The sequence below is a fragment of the Clostridium sp. YIM B02506 genome (genome assembly GCF_022324845.1).
GTDB lineage: Bacteria > Bacillota > Clostridia > Clostridiales > Clostridiaceae > Clostridium_T > Clostridium_T intestinale.
The window spans coordinates 115,300-133,888 of sequence record NZ_JAKGTG010000005.1; the positions used below are offsets into that span (position 1 = coordinate 115,300).

General features: G+C 29.1%; 18 protein-coding genes. 6 read left to right on the forward strand and 12 right to left on the reverse strand.

The window, feature by feature from the left end; all coding sequences use genetic code 11:
- Positions 1–25 precede the first annotated feature (25 nt).
- The 5 genes from L1S49_RS06205 to L1S49_RS06225 form a co-directional block, all read right to left on the reverse strand.
- Complete coding sequence (locus L1S49_RS06205; protein ID WP_238903131.1) at positions 26–1,288, reverse strand: tetratricopeptide repeat protein; 1,263 nt, start codon at positions 1,286–1,288, stop codon at positions 26–28.
- A gap of 20 nt (positions 1,289–1,308) precedes the next feature.
- Positions 1,309–2,610, reverse strand: coding sequence for a helix-turn-helix transcriptional regulator (locus L1S49_RS06210; protein WP_021802942.1), 1,302 nt, complete (start codon positions 2,608–2,610; stop codon positions 1,309–1,311).
- A 205-nt stretch (positions 2,611–2,815) separates the two neighbouring features.
- Positions 2,816–2,989 (reverse strand): hypothetical protein, encoded by a 174-nt coding sequence (locus L1S49_RS06215; RefSeq protein ID WP_021802943.1) that lies wholly within the window; start codon positions 2,987–2,989, stop codon positions 2,816–2,818.
- A gap of 88 nt (positions 2,990–3,077) precedes the next feature.
- Positions 3,078–3,692, reverse strand: a complete 615-nt coding sequence (locus L1S49_RS06220; protein ID WP_238903133.1) for a ribonuclease H family protein — start codon at positions 3,690–3,692, stop codon at positions 3,078–3,080.
- 13 nt (positions 3,693–3,705) lie between these two features.
- Positions 3,706–4,722: a DUF1232 domain-containing protein gene (locus tag L1S49_RS06225; protein WP_238903134.1), complete on the reverse strand. Its 1,017-nt coding sequence runs from the start codon at positions 4,720–4,722 to the stop codon at positions 3,706–3,708.
- A gap of 168 nt (positions 4,723–4,890) precedes the next feature.
- On the opposite strand from L1S49_RS06225, the gene L1S49_RS06230 reads away from it, so the two are divergent.
- The gene (locus L1S49_RS06230) at positions 4,891–6,624 is read left to right on the forward strand and encodes an AAA family ATPase (protein ID WP_073017952.1); all 1,734 of its coding nucleotides are present in this window, start codon (positions 4,891–4,893) and stop codon (positions 6,622–6,624) included.
- A 144-nt stretch (positions 6,625–6,768) separates the two neighbouring features.
- Here L1S49_RS06230 and L1S49_RS06235 read toward each other — a convergent pair whose 3' ends face one another.
- From L1S49_RS06235 to L1S49_RS06245, 3 genes are all read right to left on the reverse strand, one after another.
- Positions 6,769–7,689, reverse strand: a complete 921-nt coding sequence (locus L1S49_RS06235; RefSeq protein ID WP_073017953.1) for a rhomboid family intramembrane serine protease — start codon at positions 7,687–7,689, stop codon at positions 6,769–6,771.
- 122 nt (positions 7,690–7,811) lie between these two features.
- Complete coding sequence (gene pepF, locus L1S49_RS06240; protein ID WP_238903136.1) at positions 7,812–9,614, reverse strand: oligoendopeptidase F; 1,803 nt, start codon at positions 9,612–9,614, stop codon at positions 7,812–7,814.
- 19 nt (positions 9,615–9,633) lie between these two features.
- On the reverse strand, positions 9,634–10,035 hold the full coding sequence (locus tag L1S49_RS06245; RefSeq protein ID WP_073017955.1) for a DUF6762 family protein: 402 nt from the start codon (positions 10,033–10,035) through the stop codon (positions 9,634–9,636).
- A 163-nt stretch (positions 10,036–10,198) separates the two neighbouring features.
- Between L1S49_RS06245 and L1S49_RS06250 the strand changes: the two genes are divergently transcribed.
- Both L1S49_RS06250 and L1S49_RS06255 read left to right on the forward strand, forming a co-directional pair.
- Complete coding sequence (locus L1S49_RS06250; protein ID WP_238903137.1) at positions 10,199–10,618, forward strand: hypothetical protein; 420 nt, start codon at positions 10,199–10,201, stop codon at positions 10,616–10,618.
- 76 nt (positions 10,619–10,694) lie between these two features.
- Positions 10,695–11,360: a metal ABC transporter ATP-binding protein gene (locus L1S49_RS06255; protein ID WP_073017958.1), complete on the forward strand. Its 666-nt coding sequence runs from the start codon at positions 10,695–10,697 to the stop codon at positions 11,358–11,360.
- Between the two features lie 30 nt (positions 11,361–11,390).
- Here L1S49_RS06255 and L1S49_RS06260 read toward each other — a convergent pair whose 3' ends face one another.
- Both L1S49_RS06260 and L1S49_RS06265 read right to left on the reverse strand, forming a co-directional pair.
- Positions 11,391–11,822 (reverse strand): Fur family transcriptional regulator, encoded by a 432-nt coding sequence (locus L1S49_RS06260; protein ID WP_238903139.1) that lies wholly within the window; start codon positions 11,820–11,822, stop codon positions 11,391–11,393.
- 77 nt (positions 11,823–11,899) lie between these two features.
- Positions 11,900–12,448, reverse strand: a complete 549-nt coding sequence (locus tag L1S49_RS06265; protein WP_073017963.1) for a manganese efflux pump MntP family protein — start codon at positions 12,446–12,448, stop codon at positions 11,900–11,902.
- 274 nt (positions 12,449–12,722) lie between these two features.
- Between L1S49_RS06265 and L1S49_RS06270 the strand changes: the two genes are divergently transcribed.
- Positions 12,723–13,943: a 6-phosphofructokinase gene (locus tag L1S49_RS06270; RefSeq protein WP_021802954.1), complete on the forward strand. Its 1,221-nt coding sequence runs from the start codon at positions 12,723–12,725 to the stop codon at positions 13,941–13,943.
- Between the two features lie 36 nt (positions 13,944–13,979).
- Here L1S49_RS06270 and L1S49_RS06275 read toward each other — a convergent pair whose 3' ends face one another.
- Positions 13,980–15,278: an aminotransferase class V-fold PLP-dependent enzyme gene (locus L1S49_RS06275; RefSeq protein WP_238903141.1), complete on the reverse strand. Its 1,299-nt coding sequence runs from the start codon at positions 15,276–15,278 to the stop codon at positions 13,980–13,982.
- A gap of 121 nt (positions 15,279–15,399) precedes the next feature.
- Here L1S49_RS06275 and L1S49_RS06280 point away from each other — a divergent pair, with 121 nt between their 5' ends.
- Positions 15,400–15,825, forward strand: coding sequence for a hypothetical protein (locus L1S49_RS06280; RefSeq protein WP_073017967.1), 426 nt, complete (start codon positions 15,400–15,402; stop codon positions 15,823–15,825).
- Positions 15,826–15,999: 174 nt separating this feature from the next.
- Positions 16,000–17,922 (forward strand): ABC-F family ATP-binding cassette domain-containing protein, encoded by a 1,923-nt coding sequence (locus L1S49_RS06285; RefSeq protein ID WP_238903143.1) that lies wholly within the window; start codon positions 16,000–16,002, stop codon positions 17,920–17,922.
- Between the two features lie 26 nt (positions 17,923–17,948).
- Here L1S49_RS06285 and L1S49_RS06290 read toward each other — a convergent pair whose 3' ends face one another.
- On the reverse strand, positions 17,949–18,548 hold the full coding sequence (locus L1S49_RS06290; protein WP_073017973.1) for an aminotransferase: 600 nt from the start codon (positions 18,546–18,548) through the stop codon (positions 17,949–17,951).
- Between the last annotated feature and the right edge of the window lie 41 nt (positions 18,549–18,589).

Consider the following 18,589-nt stretch of genomic DNA (forward strand, 5'->3'; position numbering starts at 1 on the left):
CCTAATATGCTCCCTTTTAAATATTCTATAAATTTTTTTCTAATGCAAATGCTAATGAGAAATATTTTAATGCATCTCTTATATCTCCCAAATGATAATACATATTTGCCATATCTATATATCTATTATATCTTTCTTCTTTACTTCCAAACTTAAATAATGAGTCCAAAGAAAGATTCATATACATTTCAGCTTCTTTATATTTACCTTGCTTTTGTAAAATACTTCCCTTTAAGTAATATGATTGCTCAATTAATCTTATATTATTACAATCTATTGCTAAATTTAAAGATTCATCTGAAACCTTATAAGCTTCATCATATTCACCATTCTCTATAAAAAGCTTGATGAAATTATTCATAAATTCAACATATCTAACCTTGTTGAATTTAGGAAAAATATTTAAACCTTCATTAAACTCAGCTTTAGCTTTCTCTTTTTCACCTATTTCAAAATAACATTCTCCATAATTACCTTTAGACAAAGCTAAATAAACTGGATTATCCTTTTGATATTCATAAGCTTTTTCTATAAACTCTCCTGCTTCTGGTTTTCTTAATTTAATACAAAGTGTTGCTAGCAGATTATATATTTTCCCTTTACTTATATTGTCTTCAACATAATCTATATATTGAACTACTTCTTTCATATTTTCAAAAGCTTGATTATTATCTTTTAGTTTATAGTAGCATAACCCTTCACTGTAAAGTGCATATGCATATTCACCTTTATCATTTAATCCATTCTCTTTTAGAATTTCTTTAAGCCTTGAATAGTATGATAAAGCTTCCATATACTCTTTGTTATTAAAGAAATATTTAGCCATATCATAAAAATACTCAATTACTTTCTCAGAATTTTTATTATTTTGATGAAGGAAATAATATTGAGATACTATTATTTGTATATTTTCATATTTCCCTTCTTCCAAGTAATAATTAAATAATAAGTGCATTAAATCGAAAGCAAGATCATAATATTTATATGCTTGCGCAAAATCCAGATTATACTTTATCTTACTTTCTATGTCCTTATCTGAGAAAAGACCATCCTTCAATAATTCTAAATTAGAAATTAACTGCTCCCTAACATCTTTTAATAAATAATCTACATCAATTAAGAGTTTAGATGAAACATATTCTAGGATTTCAATTTCTGCTTTTATCTTCTCATTCTCAATACAACTCATCTTTGATATAGATATTTTATCTCCGCAAAGTTCCTTTAAGGTAATCCCCTTATATATCCTAGCACGTTTTATTTTTTCTCCTGTTGAAAGTATCTCCATTACTTACCACCCATCTGCCATTAATTTCTTAATAACCCAATACTATTAAATATATCAATCCCATAATCCAAATATTTAGCAGCTTCCTTTTCCCTTTTACTATCCATATAGAATTTCCCTAACATTATAGCAATTTGTCCTGCTCTCTTATTGCAATCATTATTAATTGCATATTTATATGTATCTATAAGTATGTTTTCAGCTTCATTTTGAATGTCTTTAATTAAGTTAACTCTATACTGTAATAAATTACATTCTATTCTATTTTCATGGTCATCATCTCTAATATGTTTATATATCTCTTTTATACCCTCTTCACATTTCTCCACATCTTTTATCTTTAAATAGTTTTCGCATATGTTAAGAAGTGTATTAACAAGTTTCTCATCATTATTACTAAGTCTGATGCCTTTAGCCAAGTTATAATGAATAAAGGATTCTTCAATATTTTCGAATTCATAAAATAGCCTTCCCAAGCTATTTTCTATTTCTGCTATACTGGATATGTCTTCTAACTCTTGATATACTTCTAAAGCTTTTTTAGAATATTTAATAGCATTAATAAGGTCTCCACTTTCACTATATTCATCTGAAAGCAATAAAAGTGTTCTAGCATAATCTTTTTTGTTATATATCTTTTGGAATTTTTCCTTAGCTAAAAAAGCGTAATCTATTGACTGCTTAATATTATCCGTCTTAAAAAACGAATTTGCCATATAATAATATATTTCTCCAAGCAACTGATCATTACCTATATTATTATCTATATAAACTTTTTCTGCTTGTTTTAAATAGGAGCTTGTAGAATGGTATGCTTTTAACTTTAGTGTTATTTTTCCTAAACAAAGAAATGTCTTAACTACCTCTTCAAAATTATTATTTTTTATAAAGATTACATTAGAAGACAAGAAATATTGTTGAGCTGCAACCAGTTCATCTTTCAACATATGAATTTTGCCTGTTAAAAATAATATTCTAGCTTTTCTATATTCAAGATTATACTTTTCAGAATAGTATAATCCATTTTCTATATACTTCTCTCCCATAAAATAATCTCCAGATAGTATATATGCTTCAGCTACCTGCTCATAATACATACATATCTTCTCTGCTTGAGTTTCCTCAGATTCCATTAAGTACTCTACAGAGGTTTTTAAAGCATCTGCTAAATATTCTAAAAGATCCATTGATGGATTTGAACGCCCAGATTCAACTAAAGATATCTGTCCTGGAGTTATTCTATCCCCTGCCAAATCTTTTAGAGTCATATTTAACTCTTTTCTTTTTCTTTTAATTTTTTCCCCTAATGAAAGAATTTCCATAAATCACTCTTCCTTCTCTTATATCATTGCTATAGCATTACGAAAATATTAAATTTATTCTAAAAATTTATTTAAATTATACCATATAACCTTATTTTTTAATATATTTTATAAAAAAATTACCTGTTAAAATTTAAATTTTCTACAAAATTCTATGAAAAAGATTTAATTCTGTCAAAAAAAAAGTTCGAGAGAATCTCTCGAACTATTTCATCCATCCCATCATGTCTCCGTAGGTATCGCCTGCCGCATTCATGACTTTTTTGCCAGCTTTTCTAAAAGCTTTTTGTGTTTTTCTATCTAGTTGTGGTAGGACCATCATACCGAAAGCTGCTCCTACTATTGCCCCTGTAGTTATTCCGCTCACAAATTTTCCCATACTACTGCACCTCACTGTAATATTTTATTTTTTTTTGTCGATTATAGTATATGCAGTAATAAATTTAATACTCACTGAAAATTTTGGATTAATTGTTTGTATTATCTAGTGCTTCCTTTGCAAGTTTATCTGCTAAATCATTATATTTATCGCCACTGTGACCTTTGATTTTTTTGAACGACACATTAATAAGGTGCATATTTTTTTTCATAAATTCATGATAATATTTAGTTAAATCCTTATTCCTCTGCCAAGTTCCTTTAGCCCAACACTCGATTCCTTGATAATCATAGCATATTGTAATTTCCTTATAATCATTGTTAATGGCATATTCAACTGCCTTCATGGAACCCATAACTTCTCCCGCAACATTTCTTAGAGAAATATCTTCTTTTTTATAACCTACACCCTTATCCTTATGAATTACTTCCCCATCTTTTACAACTACTAATCCATAAGAATAATTATTTTTAGCTTCCATAAAGCTACCATCAACATATATCAAAACTCCATTTTCAGGCTCTTCACCCTCAACCTTATCCCCTAGATGAAGTGCTATGAAATTTTCTGCTTCTTTTCTATTTCCAAAACTTTTATAAATAGCTCCTTTACACCCTATAACTTCTTTTTTACATTCATCCCAGCTCTCAAGAATAAGAGGTAAATTACTCTTACCTTGTGCTACAGCATAAAACTTTCCCATTTTATCCTCCTTACTAAGTCAAAGCCTCAACTACTGAATAAAATTTATCCAAGTTATTTGCTTTAGTAAATCTCTTTACGTACTCTAAAGCATTTTTCAAAACTATTATATTCTTTTCATTACCTGCCCAATTCTCTAATATAATCTCTAGTGGAACATCATTTATTAACTTATTTAATGCAAATAATACTACAGCCATATCATCTATACTTCCCACTATAGGTATTTTATCAAAAATAATATCTTTAGGAACAACAATATAACCAATTGATGCTGCAACTGCTATCTTTGTTTGATTATTAATTCTGTTGTCTTTCATAAGCCTTACTATTAATGCAAGTATATCTGGAACTAATAATATGTAATCCTCAACAGACTTAAACCTTTCAGGAATCTTATTCTCTACATAATCTCTTCCCTCACTATAGTAATCCTTTGTCTTTTCTACTATAACTTCAGTAGAAACAACCCCCACTTTCTCTTCAATTTTCTCAGTCTCTTCTAAAGTTTTCACTTCTTCTCTTACTTCAGATATTTCCTCTATAACTTCTGATTTCTCTACAAGACTTTTATCCATTAACTTCTTTACTTCAATTTTTGAGTTATATAAATTTACTGCTAAGCTATCTTTGTCTTGAACTATATTTAATGAACCTAATCTTAAGAATTTAAAATCTTTAATTAACTCATTTAAGTGTATAATTACAGTATCATTTTCAACTTCGATTCCTAACTTTTTAAAATCAGTAAGTATTTTTCTAAGGATCAACTTTCTTACTGGCTTTATTGCTGGAATTCCAAGAGCTTTTAATTCTGATAACTTTATAACTAAATCCTGCTCCCTTACTTCCACTATATTAAAGAAAATCGAAAATTTTATATTAAATAATTTTTTATATGTACCTTTTATTCCTATTTTATTATCTAGCTCTATTGAGTTTATAATCAATCCTTTTAAATCAATTACCTCTCTTAATAAATCTAACAAATCCTCTTTTGTAAGTTTTACTTTTACTTCTGATATGTTCATGGTTCCCCCTACAATTACACATTTTAACTTAATTAAGTATAACTCATATTTGGTCAATTATCCATAACTTACATTACCAAAACTTATGTAATTCATTAGACAATATCTATTAAAAATATATAATTTAAAGTATATAATCGTTAATATTCTAAAAACTGGGGGGCAATTATGAATAAACTAAAGAAGAAAATACTTATAATACCATTAATAACAGCCTTACTTTCTATAGTTTCTCTTATATATGTAGATTTAGGCTTTAACTCTTATGAAAAAAAATCCTATTTAAACTTTAAGGAAGACTTTCAAAGTAGAAATATTCAAAAAGTTGAATTAAATAACACAGATAATATCCTTGTAATTTTAAACTCTGGTGAAAAATATATAACAACTAACCCTCAAAGCCCTGATTTTCAGGAAGAACTTCTAAGTAACGGAGTTATAGTAAAAAGACAAAGTAGCACCCCCTTGGTTAAGACTATCCCTGCTTTAACTTTAGTTGCTTCAATACTTTTTATAGTATTATATTCTGTTAATACTAAGAGATTACCTATAGGATCTTCATTTTCTCCTGAAGATGTTTCAACTGATATGAAGACAAAATATGATTTTTCAAAAGTTGCTGGAAACGATGAAGCTAAAGAAAGTCTTCAAGATGTGGTAGATTTTCTAAAAAACCCTGACAAATACGCACGTTATGGAGCTAGAATTCCTAAAGGAGTCATTTTATATGGTGAACCCGGAACAGGTAAAACACTACTTGCAAAAGCAGTTGCTGGAGAAAGTAATGTTCCCTTTTATGCTATGAGTGGTTCAGACTTTATGCAAATGTATGTAGGTGTGGGCGCTTCAAGAGTACGTTCTGTATTTAAAAAAGCAAGGGATAAAGGAAAAGCTTTAATATTTATAGATGAGATTGATGCTATCGGTAAAAAAAGAGATGGTTCTAAAAACTCTTCTGGTACAGATGAAAGAGATCAAACATTAAACGCCTTATTAACTGAGATGTCTGGATTTACTGAAAAAGAAGGTATTGTAGTTATCGCTGCAACGAACAGATTAGATATATTAGATCCTGCACTATTAAGACCTGGAAGATTTGATAGACATATAGAAGTCTCTCTTCCAGATATAACTGCCAGAGAGCATATACTTAATCTACATCTAAAAAATAAACCTTATAAAGATTTAAATATTAAGGATATAGCTGAAAAAACAGCTTATTTTTCTGGTGCTAAACTTGAAAGTTTAACTAACGAAGCAGCTATATTAGCAGCAAAGGAAGAAACAGAATTTTTAACTAATGAGCATATAAATTCAGCTTACGATATAGTAATTGCAGGTTATGAGAAAAAAAATAGATCTCATATAACTGATTTAGAGAAAAAAATAACAGCTTATCACGAAGCTGGACATGCTCTTTGTTCTTTATTAAAAACGCCTGAAGATAAGGTATCAAAGGTTACTATTATCCCCACCACAAAAGGTGCCGGAGGATATACTTTAACAGTTCCTAAGGATAAAGCTTATCAAACTATTACAAATTTAAAAAATAAAATAATGGTTTTACTAGCTGGACGTGCTGCTGAAGAATTAATCTTTGGGAAAGATAATATTACTACAGGAGCATATGGAGATTTAAATTCATCAACTGAGATAGTTATGTCTATGATATCTGAGTATGGAATGGGACAAAACTTAGGCTTATTAAAAATGTCCTCTTTAGGTTCACTTTCTACTTCCTATGGAAATGTAGTAATTGAAGAAGCTAAAACCCTTTTAGAAGAGCTTTACGAGGATACAAAACTTTTACTTAATGAAAACATGGATCAGCTTGATAAGATAGCTAGAATGCTACTAAAAGAAGAAACTATTTACTACGATGATTTAGTTGCTATGGCTTAAATAAAATGCAGAAGAATTTTTGTACAGAGAGTTCTTCTGCATTTTTTACTTTTCTACCAAGTCTTTGCATGCTTCTTAGGAGAATTCTTTAATTCTTCGGAACTTAAGTTCTTTGCTTCTTAAGTTCTTTGGTGCTTAAATTCTTTACTTCCTTGTTTGATTTTTATATAATGCAAACCCTAATAAGACACCAACAATTAATCCACCTAAATGTCCTAAGTTATCTATATTTGGAAGCATAAATCCTATTACTAGATTGGTTGCTATAACAGATATCAGATTCGTTAAATACCCTTTACCTATTCTACTTCTCTCTTTAAATGCAAAAGCAGCTATTGCTCCAAGCAACCCAAAAATAGCACCAGAAGCCCCTACTGAAAGTGACTGGCTATTCACCATAGATAAAGTTGAGGCGCCTACAGCACTTAATAAATACATAAGTAGATACTTTTTATTACCATATATCCTACTTACTTGGTTTCCAGCATAATATAGAGAATACATATTCACAGCTATGTGTACAATCCCTCCATGTAAAAAAGCTGATGTTATAAGTCTCCAATACTCTCCATAGTTTAATATTGCATAATTAAATTTGGCCCCCATTATATAAAGAACACTATAATCTATATTAACTATACTTTTTGAAAAATAAGCTGATATTAAAAACACTATAACATTAATTGCTATAAGTCCAAAGGTTATAGTAGAATTTTTATCTTCTGAATCTCGAGATGTCTTTTTATAAATAGAATCTATCATCTGTATAAATGGAGTCTCATTATTCCAAGCAGCTACTACTCTTTTTTCTTCTGGAGAAAAGTATATATCTCCTTGTTTTAAAGGTTCTCCATCATAACTTCCATATATAACCCTAATAAAAAAACCTTCCTCTACAGCTATTTCTAAATCCTTATAAGTTTTATCTACTACTCCTACAGCAAGTTCCCCATTATCAATTTTTAATTTTGCTACCCACTTTAAGTGTTCATTTTCAATCTCTTTTATGTAGAAATTATATTGGTTTACTAAAGTATCAAATAATCTTTTTTCAAAATTCTTCATCTAATAAATTCCTTTCAACTTCTTATAGACTGTTTTACTTAACCTCATTCTATCATTAAATTAAGTTTATAGATATTTTTTATAAAAAACAAGTGCTGCAAATTATGCAGCACCTAAAATTCTTATTTGATTTCATTTTCAAGCATATCTAATAATTCTTTAAATCTTTCCATAGTAGCATCTATAGGTTCTGGTGTAGTCATATCAACTCCAGCTTTTTTAAGTATATTAATTGGATAATCTGATCCACCGCTCTTTAAGAAGCCTATATACTTTTCTACTGCATCCTTTTCTCCATCTAGTATAGAATTAGCAAAAGCAGATGCCGCTGCATAACCTGTAGCATATTGATATACATAGAAGTCAGTATAGAAGTGCGGAATTCTACTCCATTCACTTTCTATTTCATTGTCAACCACCATATGCTCTCCGTGGTATTTCTTGTTTAAATCTAACCATATCTTATTAAGACTTTCTGATGATAGAGGTTCTCCTTTTTCTATACTTTCATGCGTTATAAGCTCAAATTCTCCAAACATTAATTGTCTAAACACTGTTGTTCTTATTTGCTCAAGTTCTTGATTAATCAGATATAATTTTTTATTTTTATCAGTTTCTTTGTTTATAAGATGATGTATTAATAAAGCTTCATTGGTAGTTGAAGCAACCTCTGCACAAAAAATTGTATATGAGGAATAAAAGTGTGGTTGATATTTTCTTGAATAATATGAATGTATAGAGTGACCCATTTCATGAGCTAAAGTTGATACATCATTAATGTCATAGTTGTAGTTTAAAAGTACATAAGGCATTGTATCATATGCACCCCAAGAGTAAGCTCCGCCTCTTTTTCCTTTATTCTCATATACATCAATCCAGCCATTATTTATTCCTTCTTTAAAAATGCTTAAGTATTCCTCACCTAATGGTTTTAATCCTTCTAATATTATATCTATTCCAGCCTTATATTCTATGTGTTCCTTTGGAACCTCTATAGCAGGAACATATAAATCATACATATGCATTTCATCTAATCCAAGTAACTTCTTTTTAAGTCCTATATATCTATGAAGTAATGGTAAGTTCTTATTGATTGTATTTATTGCATTATGATAAACCTCTAATGGAATGTCGTTAGGTTTTAGAGCATATTCTAGAGAATTTTTATAGTTTCTAGTTTTAGAACCAAATATAAAGTTTTTTAAGGATGCACTTAAACTTGTTGCTAAAGTATTTTGAAGTCCTTTATATGAAGTATATAAAGTTTTAAAAGCAGTTTCCCTTACCTCTCTATTTTTACTTCTAACGAAAGAAGAATAGTTACCTTCTGTTAACTCAACATCATGACCATCCTCATCTTTTATGTTTCCAAAGGTCATATCTGCATTTGTAAGCATATTGTGGATATTATATGGCGCATCTAAACAATCAGAAACTGAAGCCATTAACTCTTCCATTTCCTTTGTAAGAGTATGTGGTTTCTCCTTAAGTATATCTTTAAATAAAAACTCATATACTTTTAGTTCTGGGATTTTATTTATTTCTCCCATTAAAAACTCTTCTGATAATTCTAATATCTCTGGTACAAAAAAAGCTCCATAGCTACCAAGTTCTGAAAGATATGTATCTATCTTATCTTTTAAAACTTGAAACTCCGAATTAGCTGTATTTTCATCACTTCTTAAGTGAGCATAAATTAATAATTTCTCTGCTTTTCTAGATATTACTTCATTTAACTTTAAATATTCTAATATCTTTTCTCCCGTAGTTAACTTCCCAGAAAACTCTTTAAGCTTAATTCCCTCTTCCTTTAAAGATTTGAAGTTATTTTCCCAAGCTGTGGTATCTTCATAAACCTTTTCTATTTTCCATTTATATTCACTAGGAATTTCTTCTCTAAGTTTAACTTTTTTTGTTTCACTCATAAATTTCACCTCTTAGTTATTATTCTTCATATTCTGCTTTTTTATCTTGTATATTTTCAAAAACTTTTTCTATATTATCCTTAATTAAAGTACATAATTCATTTAATATAGCTCTTACTTCTTCATGCTCCTCATCAAAAGGAAATGATATCATCCAAGTTGGATTAAACTCATCATCAACTTCTTCAATGTCATATCCTAAGGTTTCAAAAGCCTCAACATCAAAAAGATCATATACTGCTGAGTATTCCCAATCCTCTACATCTTTATTTACCTGAAAATATAAGTTTACTTCTCCATCTATTACATATAGTTTATTAACATACACAGCACCTTCATTAACTGCATAACTTCCTATCTCTTTTATAAGGTGACCTGTATCTTTATCTTTTTCCATTAATACTAATGCCGAAAAATCCATCTTCAAATACCTACCTTTCACAAATGTTATGATTCTATTATATTGTTTTTTGCCACTTCTATGCAACAACTGTATTTTTATTTTACAATTATTGGAATATTTAAGATTTATTCATTTATTTTTATTCCATTATTTGGTAATATATTTAGAGGAGGTGGATATTATGTTAAATTCTCAAGTTCAAGTCCAAAGAAAATATTCAAAAAAACTTAGAAAGAAAAAAAGGATTTATAAGTTTCATAAATATAAAAAAATTAGACTTCAAAGAAGATTATTAAAAATATTAATAACTTCAATAATGTTAATTACTCTATTTGTTACATTTAAAGCTTTATATATAAGAAATAAATGCAAGGACATCTATTATTCTATAGATTACTACATGACATCCTCTTACTCTAAAGATAACAGGCTCCTACGAGTTAAGGAAATGAATGTACTTTATTCAGATGATAAAACTGCTGTTGTTATTGCCTCAGGTTTAGATGATAAATCACCTCATAAATATTTAACTTATCGAGTCTCTTTATCTAAAACTGAAAAAAAATATTGGAAACTAGAAAATATTGCTTCCGTGGATTAACTTTTTATTGTTGCAAACAATTCGCATTTAGTTATATAATTTAATATATAATTATAAATACAGGAGCTGATAAATTTTGCTAGAAGTTAAAGAACTTTTCTTTTCTTATACTGGAAAAGATCCTTATATATTAAATAACGTTAATCTTAACATTCCCCAAGGTGGATTTTTATCTATAATAGGTGAAAACGGTAGTGCAAAAACTACTTTACTCAAGTTAGTATTAGGACTACTAAAACCTATTAAAGGTATTATAAATACTTCTAATTACTCTGTAGGTTATGTTCCTCAGCGAATGGACAGCTTTAATAGCAGTTTCCCTATTACTGTAAAAGAACTATTAAAAGTTCACGCTAAAACTCTAGGTATTAAAGATAATAAAGCCATAGATGAAGTTTTAAGATATGTTAATATGACCGCTTTTAAAAATAGTCTCATAGGTTCCTTATCTGGAGGACAGCAACAAAGAATTTTTATAGGAAGAGCTTTATTAGGTAATCCAGGACTACTTGCGCTAGATGAGCTTTCTTCAGGATTAGATGCTAAAACTCAACAAGAACTTTATGAACTACTTAGAACTTTGAATAAAGAAAAAGGGATTACAATTCTTTCTGTTGAACATAATATTTCTAAAGCTTTAGCTTATTCTACTCATATAATAAACGTTAAAGACTGCTGTGCTAATCTTTATACTATAAATGATTTTAAAAATACAATATATACTCAACAAGTACTTATATAATAGTTAAAGGCACAAAATAATTTTGTGCCTTTAGTTATGTTTTCCTTTATTGTTTTTATCATTACAGTCTTCACATATTCCTTTTAGGGTTATAGAATGATCTGTTATCTTAAAATTTGCTTCTGAGTTAATTAGTTCTTCTATTTGTTTAAATGGGCAATGAACTAATATTTCCTTATTACAAATTTCACATTTTAATCTATGTTTGTGATCATCCTTCTTTAATGAAAAACCATTAACACCTTCTGGAAGGAACACTTTGTCTACAATATTTTTTTCCTCAAATAATTCTAGACTTCTATATATAGTCGATATGTTTACATCTTTATTATGCTCACAAAATATAGAGTAGATATGTTCTGCTGTTATACTTTTTTGGCATTCTTGTAGTATTTTTAAAATATCTATTCTAGCTCTAGTAACTTTTATTTTTTTATCTTTTAATAAATTCTCCCAATTCATACGTTCCCTCTATTGTTACTTTTCTTTTCATTATATCATAAGTATATGTCATTGTATTCAAATTTTTATTATTATGATTACATATTAAACATCATTTTCATTCCAAAAAACATTAATATTATTCCACCTAAATAATCTGCATATTTAGCTACAAAGCTTATCCTTTTAGCATATCTAGATAAGTAAAAAGAAAAGAGACAAAGTATTAATGTTACCCCTCCTATAACTAGTGTATCCATAAGTATAAGCACAGGATTTATTATATCATGTAGTGCTGTGAATCCTACTACTAATGCATCTATACTTACAGACAGTCCTAATATTATATACATTTTAGGATTTAATAAAATACACTCATCCTTACTTTCCATTCCCTCCTTTATCATCATAACACCAACTATAGCGATAACCCCTCCTCCTAATATATTAGGTATGTCTGCTACATAATTATTGAAGAAGTATCCCCCTACAGCTCCCATTAATGATAATAAAAACTGAAACACTCCAAATGATAATGCAAAATAAAATTTATTTTTTCTTTTTACTGCACAATTTATACCTATACTAAGAGAAACTCCAAACGCATCCATTGCTAGAGCTAATGCAATAATTAAAACCTTCTCCATTTCCGTCTAATCTCCTCATTAATACTATCTTTATATAATATTTCACATTAACATAATTATTCTCGAAATTTTTAATATTTTTAATTTCTATTAAATTTATATAGTATAGCACATTTAACTCTTTTTCTTATATTAACTATGTAAATTCTGAGTTTTTTCAACAAAATTCCTTTGACATATTATAATAATACATATATCATATAATAGGATAACATTTAAAAGAAATAGTATAGCACATTTAGAGTGATATACCATTTAATATAGGGAGGAAAAAATGGCTAATTGTATTATTGCACAATCTGGCGGACCAACGTCAGTAATAAATTCTAGTGTTGTAGGTTTAGTTGAAGCAAACCATAATTTAAATGCATTTGATACTGTTTATGGAGGACTACATGGAATTGAAGGTATCTTAAATAAAAAATTTATTAACTTAAGTGATGTATCACAAAGTAAATTAGATATATTTAAGTACACCCCATCTTCTGGCTTAGGTTCTTGTAGATATAAATTAAAAAGTCACACAGAATCCCTTGAAGAATATGAAAAATTAATGGAAATATTTAAAGAATTAGATATAAAGGCCTTTTTCTACGTAGGTGGAAATGATTCTATGGACACAATTTCAAAATTAAGCGCCTATGGAAAAGAATATAATATAGATATAAAGTTTATAGGTATTCCTAAAACTATAGATAATGATTTAATGTATACTGATCATACCCCTGGATTTGGTTCTGCTGCAAAGTTTATCTCTACTACAGTTTTAGAAACAAATTATGATGCTTCTGTTTATATGAATAACGGAATATTCATTTTAGAAACCATGGGAAGAGATACTGGATGGCTAGCTGCTTCTGCTGCTTTAGCTAAAGAGAATGGTTCTTCAGCTGCTGATTTTATATATTTACCTGAAAAACCTTTCGTTGTAGGAAAATTTCTAGAAGATGTTAACACTCGTTTTAAGGAAAAGAACAGAGTTTATGTGGTTGCATCCGAAGGTTTAATAAATGAACAAGGTGACTTTTTAGCTCAAATTAACCCACTTGGCTTACATGATAACTTTGGACATGCTCAGTTAGGTGGTGTAGGAAATTACTTAAAATCCACCATTGTTGATGCTGGTATAACAACTAGAGTTAAAGCATTAGAGCTTGGAATACTTCAAAGATGCTCTATGCATTCAGCTTCTGACCTTGATATTGACGAAGCTTACCAAGTAGGCTATGATGCATTAAAGTATGCTCTAGAGGGCTTAACAGGTATGATGGTTGCTATAAAAAGAGAGTCTAACACTCCTTACGAATACTCAACTTTCCCTATAGAGACTACTAAAGTTGCTAATAAAGTTAAGTATTTCCCAAGTGAATGGATTAATGAGGCTGGAAATCATGTAACTGAAAAAGCCCTAGACTATTTAAATCCTTTGATTTCAGGTAATCCTTCTTTACACTTTGAGAATAGTCTTCCAAAGTATAAAGCTTTTAACAAATAAACCCACTTTAAAAGGTGATGGATTAATCCATCACCTTTACCTATAATTTTTTGCAATATACTCTAGTGTATTTAAAAACCTCCATACTTCATCTAAGGTATTATAAACTCCAAAGCTTACTCTTACCATACCTTCCTTTATTCTATGAGGATTTCTAAAATGTTCTTCAATAGTTTCATTATCTATATTTAATAATCTTTGGACATATGGCTGAGCGCAAAAACATCCATTTCTGACACTAATTCCTCCAAGCTCAGATAAAAGACTAGCTACGTGCCCATGCCATAAACCTCTTACATTAAAAGCCCCTATTCCTAATCTATTGCCATCATAATATGGATATCCATATATATCAATATTACCAATATTATTTAATCCTCTTAATAGTTCTCTTGTTAGCCACTCTTCTCTTTTTTCTATTGTCCTGTAACTAATTTTATTAATTTCATCAATTGCAGCAAGTAAAGCTATTACACCTAAAAGATTTGGAGTTCCAGCTTCATCTCTACTAGATCCTTCCCCCCAAATAACATTATCATCAGTTACAAAATTTACAGTTCCGCCACCCTTATAATCAGGCTCTCCATGTATAAGCCCTTCCTTCAAAGCTACAATAACGCCTATTCCAAAAGGTGCATACATTTTATGAGCTGAAAATACCAAGTAATCTATCTCTTCCCCAGGCTCTAATCCTGCCATATTAACTTTTTCATGCGGAATAAGTTGAGCTCCATCAACTATGATTTTACCACCGTATTTGTGAACTAATTTAGCTATCTTATTAACCGGATTTACATATCCAGTTACATTTGATGCTCCAGTAATAGTTAAATATTTAAATTGTCCTTCATTTTCTTTAAGCTTTTTTTCTATATCATCTACTGATAATCTTCCGTATTCATCCACCTCAATATAATCTAATCTGCATTTTCCTCTCCATGGCAAATCATTTGAATGATGTTCCATTCTAGTGCTTATAACTAAATCATTTGGGGAAGTTATCAATCTATTTGATAACTTATTTAGTCCTTCTGTTGCATTTTTTACATATATTACTTCATAATCTGTCCTACCTGATAAAGAAAATAATTCAAGAATTTTTTCTCGAGACTTTTCATATATATCTGTGCTTACTTTAGATTTAAACCCTTCCCCTCTAGAAACGCTTCCGTAATAAGGTATAAAATTATTTACACTTTCTAGAACTTTTTTAAAAGCAGGAGTGGTAGCTGCATTATCAAAATTTATTGATTTTGTGAATTTTCCATTGTTTATTTTTACTGTTTCCTCTATACCAATAAAGGTTTCTCTTATTCTTTTATCTTCAGGATACATGCTCATTACCTCCTTATAAACATCATATTCTTATGAAAAACTTTTGTTGAATTAAAAGTTCTAATAAATAAATTAATTTCATAATCTTTAATAATAAAATAAGTTTCTAAGGAGGTATACAATGGTTCCAGCAGATAAATATATGAGTGATGACCTTGTTTTTGAAGTGTTTAGAGATCCATTAAGTTTAATGATGTTTTCCAAAGGGTTTTCTTCTACCATAACAAAATCTAAAGATTTAATAGGAGAGTTTAATGGCAAAGTATTCTCAAGCTCTGCCCCAAATACTATAGTAACTGATATTCCTAATACTTTTTCATTAATAAGAAGTTTAGATGAAGATGATGACTTAGATTTTCGTCAAGATAACTCAAAAGAAACTGATACAGTTTTTGATATAATAGAAAATGACTATCAAAGTATTATTTCTAATTTTAGATCCTATAAAATGCCTGATCATATGATTAAGTTATTTACTAAAAAAATAATTTCAATAACATTGGAACATCATAATAAATCACTTATTAATTATTTTGAAGAAAAATAAACATAGAAATAAACTTCTAAGAACATAATAAAGTTTTTTATAAATTAAGCACCCAATATTCTTTTTATTGGATGCTTAATTTTTTTATCTACTCATATTGTGTTGTTTGATTAAATCATGTGAGGATAGTATAATGGTATAAGTATTTTTATTTTCCATAAAGGAGTATTAACTATGATTATTTTAGGTTGTAAAAATCTTGAAAAAAGTTATGGAACGAAGGTTGTTTTAAATAAAATAAGTTTTTCTATAAATGAAGGGGATAAAATAGGTATTATAGGTGGAAATGGTGAAGGTAAATCTACTCTATTTAAGATTTTAACTGGTCAACTTTCTGCCGATTCAGGTGATGTCTTTTTAGATAAAAACAAAACCCTTGGTTATCTTTCTCAGCATCTAGAACTTTCTGAAGAAAACACAATTTATGATGAGACTTTAACAGTTTTTCAAGAACTATTAAATATAGAAGAAAGACTTCTAACCTTAGAAGAAAGGTTAAAAGAACCCTATGATGAATCTAACTCTTCTTATCATGACAAATTAATTAATGACTATACAACTCTACAAGATATTTACTCTCATAGGGGTGGATATACATATAAAGGTGAAATCTCGAGAATTTTAAAAGGATTAGGCTTCACAGAAAATGATTTTAATAAATATATTTCTACTTTAAGCGGTGGACAAAAGACCAGAATTGCTTTAGTAAAACTGCTTTTAAGAAACCCAGACATATTACTCTTAGATGAACCTACAAATCATTTAGATTTAGATGCAATAGAATGGTTAGAAGAATACCTATCTACATATAAAGGCACTATTTTAGTTATATCCCATGATAGATTCTTTTTAGATAAAGTAACTGCTTCCACCTTTGAAGTAATTCAGGGCACTATATATTGCTATAATGCATCCTATACTAAGTTTTTAGAACTTAGAAAAAAAGATCAAGAAGCTAGAGCCAAAGCCTATAATCTTCAACAAGCAGAAATTAAAAGACAAAAAGAAATAATAGATAGATTTCGTTCTTTTAATAGAGAAAAAAGCATAAGAGCTGCTGAAAGTAGAGAAAAGGCTTTAGATAAGATCGAACTACTTGATGCTCCTGAAAAAGAAAAAGAAGCCTCTAAAATTAGTTTTGAAACTAAAGTAAAAAGTGGTAATGATGTAATTCATATTGAAAACTTGAAAAAAGCTTATGGCGATAAGGTTTTGTTCAATAACCTTTCAATGGATTTAAGAAGAGGAGATAAGGTTGCCTTAATCGGAGAAAATGGAAGAGGTAAAACTACTTTATTTAAGATAATCTTAGAGAAAATAAAAGCTGATACTGGAGTTAAAGTAATAGGTAGGAATGTAGAGATCGGATATTATGATCAAGAACAATCCGACCTTAACCTTGATAATACAATTCTAGATGAAGTATGGAGTGAATTTCCAGAGCTTACTACTTCGGAAGTAAGAGGCGCTTTAGCTGCATTCCTTTTTAAAGGAGAGGATGCCTTTAAGAAAATCCATCTCTTAAGTGGTGGAGAAAAATGTAGAATTAATTTACTTAAACTTATGCTAGCTAAGGACAATTTCCTTCTTCTAGATGAACCTACCAATCACTTAGATATAGTTTCTAGAGAGGCCTTAGAAGATGCTATCTTAACTTATGATGGTACTCTTATGGTTATATCTCATGACAGATATTTCTTAAATAAAGTCATAACTAAAATTTATGAGTTGAAGGAAGATGGAATAAAGGAGTATTTGGGTAACTATACTTATTATAGTGAAAAGAAAAGTAATCCTAATAGATTCGAGTCTATACTTGAAGATTCTCAAGGAAAAACTAAAACCCAAATAAGAGAAGAAAGAAAAAAGAAAAAGGAAATAGAAAAAGAATCTAAAGCTATAAAAGTAAGGCTGCAGACCATTGAAAAAGAAATAAGTCAAGCTGAGGAATTGCTATTAGCTTTGCAGGAAAAGCAATGTTTGCCTGAAGTGTTTTCTAATGGTGATGAAATTGTAAAAATCAATAAAGAAATTTCTGAAACTCAAGATAAGATATCCTCTCTTTATGAGGAATGGGAAACTCTTGTAGAAGATTAGAAAAGCAGGATATATTCCTGCTTTCTTTATATTCCAGTATGTCCAAAACCGCCACCACGATTTTCACCTATAGCTTTAGGGTTTTCATGCTCTATAAAATTTGCTCTCTTATATTTACAGAAAATCATCTGAGCAATTCTTTCTCCCTTTTTTATGTATATACTTCCATAAGGATTATCATTTTTATCTAAATAAATTTTGTTATTTAAAATACTACAATTGCTATTACTCTTAACTATCTCTGATAAACTTACTTCTCTATATTCTTTCTCTAAAACCTCTATTAATTCAGGAGATTTCATTATTTCATAAGGCAAGTTTTCTATACTATAGTTATTTTCTATTATTACCCCAACATTATCTCTATAATCAGCATCTATAGTTCCAGGTGAGTTAGGAATCCTAAGTGTTGTTTTTAATGATAAACCGCTTCTTGGCCTCACTTGCGCTTCACAATCCTCTGGTATTGCCATAATAAAATCCAGTGATAACACCTTAATTTCTCCTGGTCTTATTACTAAGTCACTAGCTGCGTATAAATCACAACCTGCTGCATTAATAGACCCATATTTAGGTATAACCCCATTCTCTCCTAGCTTAATATATACATCAATATTATTTTCCATATCATATACCTCTTTTCATTAAAATACATATAAAATTGTAT